Origin of the sequence: Microbulbifer elongatus (assembly GCF_021165935.1) — a bacterium.
In the GTDB taxonomy this organism is placed as follows: domain Bacteria; phylum Pseudomonadota; class Gammaproteobacteria; order Pseudomonadales; family Cellvibrionaceae; genus Microbulbifer; species Microbulbifer elongatus.
Genome location: NZ_CP088953.1, coordinates 2856141 through 2868117 on the forward strand (window position 1 = coordinate 2856141; position 11977 = coordinate 2868117).

The 11977-nt window shown below is 58.1% G+C and carries 10 protein-coding genes; 6 read left to right on the plus strand and 4 right to left on the minus strand.

Annotated elements, in window-relative coordinates:
- Window positions 1-88: 88 nt before the first annotated feature.
- On the minus strand, window positions 89-2413 hold the full coding sequence (locus tag LRR79_RS11720) for a DNA translocase FtsK (RefSeq protein ID WP_231757390.1): 2325 nt from the start codon (window positions 2411-2413) through the stop codon (window positions 89-91).
- Window positions 2414-2875: 462 nt separating this feature from the next.
- Here LRR79_RS11720 and trxB point away from each other — a divergent pair, with 462 nt between their 5' ends.
- From trxB to infA, 4 genes are all read left to right on the plus strand, one after another.
- Window positions 2876-3817: a thioredoxin-disulfide reductase gene (gene trxB, locus LRR79_RS11725; RefSeq protein ID WP_231757391.1), complete on the plus strand. Its 942-nt coding sequence runs from the start codon at window positions 2876-2878 to the stop codon at window positions 3815-3817.
- Between the two features lie 123 nt (window positions 3818-3940).
- Window positions 3941-4663 carry a leucyl/phenylalanyl-tRNA--protein transferase gene (gene aat / locus LRR79_RS11730; protein ID WP_231757392.1) on the plus strand — a complete coding sequence of 241 codons (723 nt, stop codon included), beginning with the start codon at window positions 3941-3943 and terminating at the stop codon, window positions 4661-4663.
- A gap of 134 nt (window positions 4664-4797) precedes the next feature.
- Window positions 4798-5526 (plus strand): arginyltransferase, encoded by a 729-nt coding sequence (locus LRR79_RS11735; protein WP_231757393.1) that lies wholly within the window; start codon window positions 4798-4800, stop codon window positions 5524-5526.
- Window positions 5527-5659: 133 nt separating this feature from the next.
- On the plus strand, window positions 5660-5878 hold the full coding sequence (infA, locus tag LRR79_RS11740) for a translation initiation factor IF-1 (protein WP_010130378.1): 219 nt from the start codon (window positions 5660-5662) through the stop codon (window positions 5876-5878).
- 86 nt (window positions 5879-5964) lie between these two features.
- Here infA and clpA read toward each other — a convergent pair whose 3' ends face one another.
- Both clpA and clpS read right to left on the minus strand, forming a co-directional pair.
- Window positions 5965-8250, minus strand: a complete 2286-nt coding sequence (clpA, locus tag LRR79_RS11745) for an ATP-dependent Clp protease ATP-binding subunit ClpA (RefSeq protein ID WP_231757394.1) — start codon at window positions 8248-8250, stop codon at window positions 5965-5967.
- A 134-nt stretch (window positions 8251-8384) separates the two neighbouring features.
- Window positions 8385-8780: an ATP-dependent Clp protease adapter ClpS gene (gene clpS / locus LRR79_RS11750; RefSeq protein WP_231757395.1), complete on the minus strand. Its 396-nt coding sequence runs from the start codon at window positions 8778-8780 to the stop codon at window positions 8385-8387.
- Between the two features lie 351 nt (window positions 8781-9131).
- On the opposite strand from clpS, the gene cspD reads away from it, so the two are divergent.
- The gene (gene cspD, locus LRR79_RS11755) at window positions 9132-9422 is read left to right on the plus strand and encodes a cold shock domain-containing protein CspD (RefSeq protein ID WP_269455080.1); all 291 of its coding nucleotides are present in this window, start codon (window positions 9132-9134) and stop codon (window positions 9420-9422) included.
- 226 nt (window positions 9423-9648) lie between these two features.
- Here cspD and icd read toward each other — a convergent pair whose 3' ends face one another.
- Complete coding sequence (gene icd, locus LRR79_RS11760) at window positions 9649-10899, minus strand: NADP-dependent isocitrate dehydrogenase (RefSeq protein WP_231757396.1); 1251 nt, start codon at window positions 10897-10899, stop codon at window positions 9649-9651.
- Window positions 10900-11140: 241 nt separating this feature from the next.
- On the opposite strand from icd, the gene LRR79_RS11765 reads away from it, so the two are divergent.
- On the plus strand, window positions 11141-11812 hold the full coding sequence (locus LRR79_RS11765) for a pseudouridine synthase (protein WP_231757397.1): 672 nt from the start codon (window positions 11141-11143) through the stop codon (window positions 11810-11812).
- Window positions 11813-11977: the final 165 nt, after the last annotated feature.

Here is an 11977-nt window from a genome sequence, read left to right on the forward strand (position 1 = left end):
AAAGCCTAGTCGGACACAAGTGAACCCGACCTGAACCGGCAAAAATCCCCCGCGGAGGTACCGGTAGTGCCGGTCCCGCGCGCGAGCGTCAGGCCGGCGGTGGCCCCAGCACCTCGCGGTTGCCGTTGGCCTGCTGGGGCGAAACCACCCCAGCCGCTTCCATCGCCTCGATCATGCGGGCGGCGCGATTGTAGCCGATGCGCAACTGGCGCTGAACCGAGGATATGGACGCCTTACGAGATTTGGTCACAAACGCCACGGCCTCGTCGTAGAGTGCGTCCGTTTCCGGGTCGTCCTCGCCACCCTCGGTGGCCATGCCGGGTACTGGAATACTGTTGTTGGCGTCGTCAACAATGCCGTCGATATATTCCGGCTCCCCACGGCGACACCAGTCTGCCACAACCTGGTGCACCTCATGGTCATCCACAAAGGCCCCGTGCACCCTTATGGGTACCGCTGTACCCGGCGGCAGATAGAGCATATCGCCGTGGCCGAGCAGCTGCTCCGCACCACCCTGATCCAAAATGGTGCGCGAGTCGACCTTGGATGACACCTGGAAGGCCATGCGGGTGGGTACGTTGGCCTTGATCAGGCCGGTGATCACATCTACCGACGGGCGCTGGGTAGCCAGCAGCAGATGAATACCGGCCGCCCGCGCCTTCTGTGCAATACGGGCAATCAACTGCTCCACCTTCTTGCCAACGATCATCATCATGTCGGCAAATTCATCGATCACTACCACAATTGCCGGCAGTGGCTTCAGATGCGGCCGAGTCTGCTCTGCCTCCGGCACGCTAGACATAGGATCCGGCTGCCATATGGGGTCTTCCAGCGGTTCGCCGCTGGCGATGGCCTCCTTTACCTTGCGGTTGAAGCCCGCCAGGTTGCGGACCCCCATTGCGGCCATCAGTTTATAGCGACGCTCCATCTCACCCACACACCAGCGCAGGCCGTTGGCGGCGTCGTTCATATCGGTGATCACGGGCGTGAGCAGGTGCGGGATGCCCTCGTAGACCGAGAGCTCGAGCATCTTGGGGTCCACCAGGATCAGGCGCACTTCGTCCGGGGTGGATTTGTAGAGCAGACTCAACAGCATCACGTTGATACCAACGGACTTACCGGAACCGGTAGTACCGGCAACCAGCAGGTGCGGCATCTTGGCCAGGTCGGCGACAACCGGTTGCCCGGAGATATCGTGCCCGAGGGCCAGGGTCAGGGCAGAACTGGATTTCTCATAGACTTCCGCACCGATAACCTCGGTGAGGCGCACCATCTGGCGGTTTTCGTTGGGAATCTCGATCCCCACCACCGATTTTCCCGGAATTACCTCGACGACCCGTACACTGATTACTGCCAGGGAACGCGCCAGGTCTTTGGCCAGGTTGGTGATGCGGCTGACCTTGACCCCGGGCGCGGGCTGAATCTCGAACCGGGTCACCACAGGCCCCGGGAGAACCGACACCACCTCAGCGACCACACCAAAGTCTTTCAGCTTCAATTCAAGCAGGCGGGAAAGTGCTTCCAGCGCTTCGCGGCTGAAGCCGGCTTTTTTGTTAGTGTCCGCGGCGTCGAGCAATGAGAGTGCGGGGAGCGTGCCGGTCACCGGCCCCTTGAACAGCTCGCCCTGCTTTTCTTTCGCGGCCCGCGGACTCTGTTTGGGCGGCGGTGCGGTAGGCGCTATCTGAGGTGGCTGGCGCTTGGCGGTGCGCTGTTTTTCTTCTTCGACGGCGGCCTTGCGGACCACGATCGCTTCGCGGGCGACACGCTGTTCTTCCCGCGCCTTCTTCGCGCGCGCCAATCGACTGCCAATCCAGTTGAATACAAACAGCACGCTGCGGCCAATATCCTCAAAAAGCTGCAGCCAGGACATGCCGGTGAATACCGTGACCCCAATGGCAAACGTGGCCAGCAGCAAGATGGTGCCGCCCACATAGCCGAGTCCCCGCTCCAGAAACGAGGAAACCGCGGCACCGATGATGCCGCCATTGGAAAACGGCAGGGGCTGTGCGGACTCACTGAAACACAGTGTGGCGATACCGGCACCGGCTACCAGCAAGAGCAACAGGCCCGCAACGCGCAGCGCAAACAATGGGCCGTGAAAACGCGCATTCTTATCGCGCAGTATCCGATACGCGCGCCAGCCAATCAGCACGGGAAACAGGTAGGCCATCCAGCCCAGCAAAGACAGGCACACATCGGCCAGCCAGGCACCGGTGGGGCCAATGGCATTCTCAACCTCCACACCGCTACCGGTATGGGACCACCCCGGATCCTCGGGGCTGTAACTCAGCAGGCTTATACCAACCAGCAGAGCACCAGCCAGTAAGGCAATCAAGGCACCCTCGCGCACGATACGCGCAATCAGGGATTCCGGAATCGCGGCCCCGGATTCAGTTTCACTCTCAGCCTTCAATGGCCACCTCGGTTATTTCATTCATCATGAAGAGCGCGCTGCATGCAGGTCTTCAGGTTGTCTGGGGCTCTGTGTACTACAGGCGTGCCGCAAATGCTACCGGGACACAACTTCACAAATTACTTTAAGTTAATATTTTAAGTGAAAAAACAATAACTTATGTGACAAACCTCCAGTACTCTTAATGTGATTGAGGGAGACGGTATGCGGCGCTGCACTGTTGGCGATACGGTCACGCAATAAAGAAGTGCAATGATATAAATTAGGTCAAACTATTGGTCACCATAGTCCCATCCCCTATCATTGCCCGCGAACTTGGGTCGGCACGTCCTGCCTGCCCGCGACCCTTTACCGACACCGGACCAGTTGGTTTCAGGCGGCGGCCACAAGGGGAAAGGCTGCGCAGAGTAGCGCAGCATTGCGATTTCCAAATCCGAAAACTGAAGTACAGTGAGTTCTTTTATGAGCAACCATCACCGCCTGATCATTCTCGGTTCCGGCCCGGCTGGGTACACCGCAGCCATCTACGCTGCTCGCGCCAATCTGAATCCGGTGGTGATCACCGGTATGCAGCAAGGTGGTCAGCTGACCACCACGACAGAAGTCGAGAACTGGCCCGGTGGCGTGCACGATCTGCAAGGCCCTGACCTGATGGTGCAGATGCAGCAGCACGCTGAGCGTTTCGACACCAACATTATTTTCGACCACATCCACGAAGTAGACCTGAAACAGCGCCCGTTTACCCTCAAAGGCAACGAGACCTACACCTGCGACGCACTGATCATTTCAACCGGTGCCTCTGCCCAGTATCTCGGCCTCCCCTCGGAAGAAGCCTTCCAGGGCCGCGGCGTAAGCGCCTGTGCCACCTGTGACGGTTTCTTCTATCGCGATCAGAAAGTAATCGTGGTCGGCGGTGGTAATACTGCGGTGGAAGAAGCTCTGTATCTGTCGAATATTGCCGCGGAAGTCACCCTGGTCCACCGTCGCGACGAGCTGCGCTCCGAGAAGATCCTGCAGGATCGCCTCATGGAAAAAGCCGAAAACGGCAATATCAACCTCTGCTGGCACCACACTCTGGACGAGGTGCTCGGCGACGACAACGGTGTTACCGGTGTTCGCCTGAAAAATGTGCAGGACGGCACCACCAAGGAGCTGGATGTTTCCGGTGTGTTCATCGCCATTGGCCACAAGCCGAACACGGATATTTTTGAGGGCCAGCTGGAAATGAATGGTGGCTACATCGTGGTTGAAAGTGGACTCAACGGAAACGCCACTCAGACCTCTGTACCTGGCGTATTTGCTGCGGGCGATGTTTCTGATCACATCTACCGCCAGGCGGTCACGTCCGCCGGCACCGGCTGCATGGCTGCACTGGACGCGGAGCGGTACCTCGACGCGCAGTGATCTCTCCCGGCGATCAGCCACGGACGCGCTTCCTGAAAGCGCGTTTCCGGTGGTATAACGAAGGCGGCTTTCGAGCCGCCTTTTTGTTTCTTCAGGCCCGCATCCGGTGTATGAGCGAACGGCATGGATGACATCCTTTCATTACTGGACCCGGCACGGGTGGAGTTTCCCAGTACACAAACGGCTTTGTCTGACCCCAATGGCCTGCTGGCAGTGGGCGGCGACCTGACGCCGGAGTGGCTGCTGGCCGCCTATCGCAAAGGTATCTTCCCCTGGTTTTCCGATGATCAGCCGATTCTGTGGTGGTCACCCTCCCCCCGCTGCGTAGTCCGCCCCCAAGCACTGAAATTCAGCCGCAGCCTGCGCAAGGTCATTCGCCAGCGGCGCTTCACCATCACGTTTGATCAGGCTTTCGCGGATGTCATGCGCGGATGCGCCGGCCCAAGACGCGATGACTCCGGCACCTGGATTACCGGCGACATGTACTGGGCGTATCTCGAAATGCACGCCCGGGGTCATGCGCATTCCGTGGAAGCCTGGCTGGATGGCCAGCTGGTTGGGGGACTATACGGGCTCAGTATCGGGCGGGTGTTTTTTGGCGAGTCCATGTTTCACCGGGCCACCGACGCATCCAAGGTGGCGTTTGCGTATTTGGTGCGACAACTGGCGACCTGGGGCTGCAAGCTGATTGACTGCCAGGTGAGCAACCCACACCTCATGAGCCTGGGCGCGGAAGAAATGCCCCGCGAGGAGTTTGAGCGACACCTGGCGCTGGGGGTTGCCGACACTCCATTTCCCACTCAATGGCCAAATGTACCGGCACCGGACCTGTTCGACGGCGACTGAACAGTCTCACCCCTTTGCAGAATGTTTGAGTTTTTGCTGACTACAAATTACCCTCGGGTCTGGTAACAGTGGTCAGGCAAAGGGGACGGCGTGAGACAATTCCGCAGTACATACGGCAAGCAGGTGGCCGTTCAGTGAGCCAGTATTCTCAGCTGGACTCCGTGCGCCTGCTCGCGACCATGCCACACCCCTGCGGCTACCTGAAAGATCAGGAAGCCACCACCGTGTTTGTCGATCCGCAAACCCCTGTGGATCAACGACTTTACAGTCGCCTTTCGGAGCTGGGCTTTCGCCGCAGCGGCAATTACCTTTACCGCCCGCAGTGCACCAGTTGTCAGGCCTGTGTGCCCGCGCGCATTCCGGTGGAACTGTTTGTGCCCAACCGCAACCAGCGTCGTTGCTGGCGCCGTAACCGCGACCTGGACGTCTTCCATCAGCACGATATCGACACCGATGAGCACTATGCTCTCTACGCCCGCTATATCGAACAGCGCCACCGGGATGGGGAGATGTACCCGCCCAGTCGCGAACAGTTTCGCAGCTTTCTGAACAACGCCTGGGGCAGCACGCGTTATCTGGAGTTCCGCGCTCGCGATCGCCTGGTGGGCGTCGCGGTCACCGACGTACTGAATGGTGGTGTCTCTGCGATCTATACCTATTTTGACCCGGACGAGGTCAAGCGCAGCCTTGGCACTTACGCGATCCTGTATCAGATCGAATGGACCCGCCGCCTGGGGTTACCGAGCCTCTATCTCGGTTACTGGATACGTCAGTGCGAGAAAATGGCCTATAAAAATCAGTTTCAGCCGCTCGAATACCTGGTGGACAATCGCTGGACGCTTAGGTCAGATCGCTCCGGCTGACCCCCTACCCCGCTTTTCCTCAGCAATTCCCGGTTTCACTTGGCCTGCGGGCGCTTTTCGTGCAAAATGCACGCCCGTCGCACCGCCGGCTTGGCGGAATAGCTAGTACACATCAATCAAAGGTTGCTGCCGCATGGCAAAAGACGATTACATTGAAATGGAAGGCGAGGTGATCGACACCCTGCCCAACACCACTTTCCGGGTAAAACTGGAGAACGGACACGTGGTGATCGCGCATATTTCTGGAAAAATGCGCAAAAATTACATCCGCATTCTGACGGGTGACAAGGTCAAAGTGGAGCTGACTCCGTACGACCTGAGCAAGGGCCGCATCACTTACCGCGCCCGCTGATTGTCACGCTGCAATTTTCCAGGTTGCAGCTGCAATAAAAAAGCCACCTCAAGAGGTGGCTTTTTGCGTTTCTGGGTAGGGGCCGGCTAGTGCAGGGCCGGTTCCGCCGTCCTGATCTTCAACTGGTCATCCTCAACAGTGACCTCGACCTTACCGCCCTCCTCTGACAGGTCGCCGAACAGAACGGCTTCAGCCAATGGTTTGCGCAACTTCTCACGAATCAGCCGCGCCATCGGCCGCGCGCCCATCTTCTCATCGTAACCATTCACCGCCAGCCATTCGCGCGCCTCGTCGTCCACCTCGAGGGTTACGCGGGACTCATCGAGTTGCGCCTGCAGTTCGACCACGAACTTATCCACCACCGTTTTCACCACACTGATATCAAGCGCACCGAACTGGATGATGCTATCGAGGCGGTTGCGGAACTCGGGAGTAAACATTTTCTTGATTTCCTCCATGCCGTCACTGCTGTGATCCTGGTTGGCGAAGCCGATCGAGCGGCGGCTCATGACTTCGGCACCGGCATTGGTGGTCATAATCAGAATGACATTGCGGAAGTCGGCTTTGCGGCCGTTATTGTCCGTCAGGGTGCCGTGGTCCATGACCTGCAGTAGCAGATTGAACACTTCCGGGTGCGCTTTTTCGATTTCATCCAGCAGCACGACACTGTGGGGGTGCTTGGTGACGGCGTCGGTCAGCAGGCCCCCCTGGTCAAACCCGACGTAGCCCGGAGGCGCGCCGATCAGGCGCGAAACCGTGTGGCGCTCCATGTATTCGGACATATCAAAACGGATCAGCTCAATACCCATGACCTGCGCCAATTGACGGCACAGCTCGGTTTTACCGACACCCGTGGGACCCGCAAACAGGAAGGAACCGATGGGTTTCTCTTCTGCACCCAGGCCTGCCCGGGCCAGCTTGATCGAGGTGCTGAGGGCCTCAATGGCCATATCCTGCCCGAACACTACCATTTTCAGGTTTTCATCCAGCTTGGCGAGCGCCGCCTTGTCGGACGCAGATACACTCTTCGCAGGGATGCGCGCCATCTTTGCCACGACGTTTTCGATTTCCGTGACGGTAATGGTATCGGTGCGCTGATCGGCGGGCAGCAGCGCCTGGTAGGCCCCGGCTTCATCAATCACGTCGATCGCCTTGTCCGGCAGGAATCGCTCGGTAATGTGTCGGTTGGCAAGCTGTGCCGCAGCCTCCAGGGCGGAATCCGTAAACCGCACCTTATGGTGATCCTCAAAACAGGATTTCAGGCCCTGCAGAATCTGCACCGTTTCCTCGACCGAGGGTTCGTGGACGTCAATCTTCTGGAAGCGACGGGACAGCGCGCGGTCTTTCTCAAAGATCCCGCGGTATTCATTGAACGTTGTAGAGCCGATACAGCGCATCTGACCGCTGGAGAGCAGCGGCTTCAGTAGATTGGAGGCATCCATTACGCCGCCAGACGCCGCGCCGGCACCGATAATCGTATGGATCTCATCAATAAACAGTACGGCATGCTCGCGCTTTTTGAGCTCGGCAAGCAGCGCCTTGAAGCGCTTCTCGAAATCACCACGATACTTGGTGCCCGCCAGCAAGGAGCCCAGGTCGAGGGAGTAAATGGTGCTTTCTTTCAGGGGCTCGGGCACTTCTCCGTCAACAATTCTTCTGGCCAGGCCTTCGGCAATCGCCGTTTTACCGACTCCGGATTCACCCACCAGCAGCGGATTATTTTTGCGGCGCCGCGCCAGCACCTGGGTGACGCGCTCCACTTCCGGTGCGCGGCCAACCAGCGGGTCGATACGCCCGAGAATCGCTTCCTGATTCAGGTTGGTGGCGTAACTTTCCAGTGGGTCGGAGCCGCCGGATTCCGCCGTATTCCCGAGCTCTTCATCGACCTGCTCTGGGGATGGGTCCGGGTTGTTGTGGGTGTTGTGGCCGCCAGAGCTCACCCGGGAAATGCCGTGGGTGATGTAATTCACCACATCGATACGGGCAACACTTTGCTGCTTCAGGTAGTAAACGGCCTGACTTTCCTGTTCGCAGAAGATGGCCACCAGCACATTCGCGCCAGTAACTTCTTTCTTGCCGGACGACTGTACGTGGAAAACTGCCCGCTGCAGGACACGCTGAAAACCGAGAGTGGGCTGAGTTTCGCGCTCCGAGTCATTTTCAGGAATGAGCGGCGTGGTTGAGTCGACAAACTCGAGCAGCTCCCGGCGCAGCGCACTGAGGTCCGCACCACAGGCATGCAGAACATCTGCCGCAGATTCGTTGTCCAGCAGCGCCAGCAACAGGTGCTCAACGGTCATAAACTCGTGGCGTTTCGCCCGTGCACCCTTAAACGCTAGATTGAGCGTTACCTCTAAATCCTTGCTGAGCATCTAAACCTCAAAAACCTTACTGGCCAATGTCATCCGGATTGTCGCTGAGTACACCCGGCATTCCTGAAGTATTGCCGGTTACCCCGGCGGGTTTAACGGCACCGGCTTACCAGCCAGCGACCTCGAAAGCGTGTTCAACCCTCCTCGCCGTGCTCGTCGTCTTCATCTGCTTCGATCTCACACAGCAATGGATGTTCATTGTCTCGCGCAAATTGATTTACCTGCGCGGCCTTGGTCTCCGCTATATCTCGAGTATAGACACCGCAGATCGCTTTTCCCTTAGTGTGCACCTGTAACATCAGCTGTGTGGCGCGCTCGCGATTCACATAGAAAAAAAGCTCCAGCGCTTCGACCACAAACTCCATTGGCGTGTAGTCGTCATTGAGCATGACAACCTTGTACATCGGGGGGCGCTTGAGCTGCGGCCGGGCTTCCGCAAGTGCGGTGCCGCCTCCCCCCTCATGGAAATCAAAGTCGTCGTTATCAGGGCCTTGATTCGAGTGTAGTTTAATGATTTGTGAATTTCCCATAGCGCTAATCAATCAATCGTCAGGAATCAGTTCACAGTACTGGCACCGAGATCGCTGCCGCCCGAAACAGGCGAAACCAGCCGCTCGGAAGCAGTCACTGAATTGGAAGTGGCGAGCGGGCATTGTAACCGCAAATGGTATGCCGCACATCGCACCGGATGGCATTCACTTGACAAGTGCGGGGCTGTTGGCTACAAGAGATAGTAACCACGCCATGTGGTTAGCGAAGGTACAGAAATAATCGTACAAATGATTTTGTCCGAATAATCAAGCGCATGAAGCGCGATAACAATAATGACAACATGTATAGGCGGCCTGCAGTCGCCCCGGCAATATTAGAGGGATTTCGCCATGCCTACCGGTACCGTTAAGTGGTTCAATAATGCCAAAGGATATGGATTTATTCTTGCTGACGAAGGTGGAGAAGACCTGTTTGCGCACTACTCTGCAATCCAGATGGATGGGTATCGCACCCTGAAGGCTGGCCAGCAGGTACAGTTCGACATTATTCAGGGAGACAAGGGTTACCACGCAGCCAATATCAGTGCGTTGGACGCGGCCCGCCCGGCACCCAGCGCAGCAGCGCCTGTCGCGCAGACTGAAACGGTCAGGGAACAGGAAGCCGAAGAAGTCCTGGACTGACTGACCGCGGTGCGGCGGCAACGTTTCCGCTACCGCACCCGCCCTGCCCCCACTGGTGACGCAAGTCCACTCCTTGCGGCTCACAATGAGCCAGTGCTGCTTGACGCCCCTGCAGTGGCACACACGTCCCAAACAAAATCCGCAACCCGAACCGATATTGCCGTCAATACAATAAAAAAGGCCCCGCACCTTTCGGTGCGGGGCCTTTTTTTGGTCAGCGGGCCAATCAAGCCATGTGCTTGATGACTTCCTCGCCAAACTCGGAACAGGACTTCAGCTCCGCGCCGTCCATCAGACGCTCGAAGTCATAAGTTACGGTCTTGGCTTCGATCGCGCCTTCCATACCCTTGACAACCAGCTCGGCCGCTTCGTTCCAGCCCAGGTGGCGCAGCATCATTTCAGCAGAAAGGATCAGTGAACCCGGGTTCACTTTATCCTGACCGGCGTACTTAGGCGCAGTACCGTGAGTCGCTTCGAACAGCGCTACGTCGTCAGACAGGTTCGCACCCGGTGCGATACCGATACCGCCAACTTGTGCGGCCAGTGCGTCGGACAGGTAGTCGCCATTCAGGTTCAGAGTGGCGATTACGTCGTACTCGGCCGGACGCAGCAGGATCTGCTGCAGCATGGCGTCGGCGATTACGTCCTTGACCACGATCTCCTTGCCGGTGTTCGGGTTCTTGAAACTGCACCAGGGGCCGCCGTCGATGGGCTGAGCGCCGAACTCTTCACGAGCCAGTTCGTAGCCCCAGTCAGCGAAGGCGCCTTCGGTGAACTTCATGATGTTGCCTTTGTGCACCAGCGTCAGGGAGTCGCGATCCTGATCGATGGTGTACTGCAGGGCTTTGCGTACCAGGCGCTTGGTGCCCTCTTCGGAAACCGGCTTAACACCGATGCCCACTTCCTGCGGGAAGCGGATTTTCTTAACGCCCATTTCTTCCTGCAGGAACTTCACAACCTTGTTGGCTTCGTCGGTGCCTGCTTTCCACTCGATACCGGCGTAGATGTCTTCGGAGTTCTCACGGAAGATCACCATATCTACCTTGTTCGGCTCTTTTACCGGAGAAGGTACACCACTGAACCAGCGCACCGGGCGCTGACATACGTACAGGTCCAGCTCCTGGCGCAGAGCAACGTTCAGGGAGCGGAAGCCACCGCCAACCGGCGTGGTCAGCGGGCCTTTGATGCTGACAACGTATTCTTTGATGGCTTCGAGGGTTTCTGCCGGGAACCAGTCGCCGCTGTAGGTTTCAGCGGCTTTTTCGCCACAGAAAATCTCCATCCAGGCGATGGATTTTTCGTCGTTGTACGCCTTGCTAACCGCGGCGTCGATCACTTTGCGCATTACCGGGGTGATATCCACGCCGATGCCGTCACCTTCGATAAAGGGGATAATCGGGGTGTTCGGTACGTTCAGAGAACCATCTGCGTTGACTGTGACTTTTTCGCCGTTGGCCGGCACTTGGATATGACCCATTAAGTTGACTCCCGTAACTCTTTGACTAAACGTCCGGCTTTTTCGGGGAAATCTCGGCATAATGCGCCCAAATTCCGCTGCCGGTCATGGTTGCCGCCCATTGTTTGCGCCGTTGCATACGCCGAGCTGGCTAAAAATCGGCGGGATTATACCAACATCCGACCACTTTTGTAGTTTCATTACATTAATAGCAGGATGCCTCGTCGCGGCGGCCCCCGGGCACCAACTTACACTGAGAGCTATGAGCAAACTGATTCTGCTGAACAAGCCCTACGGGGTTCTCTGTCAATTTACCGACCCGGAGGGCCGCCCCACGCTCGCCGACTTTATTTCCGAGCCCGGTGTGTACGCGGCCGGCCGTCTGGATTTTGACTCGGAAGGCCTGCTGTTACTTACCGCCGACGGACGCCTGCAGCACCGCATTGCACACCCCAGTAATAAGTTACCGAAAGTGTACTGGGCACAGGTTGAGGGCGAGATCACCGACGACGCCCTGCTTCAATTGCGACTCGGGGTCACCCTCAAGGATGGGGAAACCGCCCCGGCGGAGGCACGACGCATACCAGCGCCCACCATCTGGCGGCGCCACCCACCCATCCGGGAGCGTAAATCCATTCCCACCTCCTGGATCGAGCTGACCATCACCGAGGGCCGCAACCGACAGGTTCGGCGCATGACGGCAGCGGTGGGCTTCCCTACGCTCCGCCTGGTTCGCCGGGCGATCGGCGACTGGTCACTCGAAGGCCTGGCGCCGGGAGAGAGCCGCTGCGAACAGGTGAAAATGCCGGCAATTCCCGAGGCCCCGGGGAAGCCCCGCTCCAGAAAACCATCGGGAAACCGGCGAAAGCGCCCGCGCAACGCCGTCGCCCCCGGCGCTGGCCGCAATTCCCGCACGCGCAAACCACGCCGCTGACCACACCGGAGGCTACGCTGCTTATAGGCTCCCTTGAGATCGCTGAGGCCCCGATTGCCCTGACCACGTGGTCTCGGCTTCACCTGATTGGGCCCCTGGGGTATGCCGTAAGCGTGAGGCGGCATGGCGAAATTGGTCACTGACTTCATTCACAGGTAAAATGCG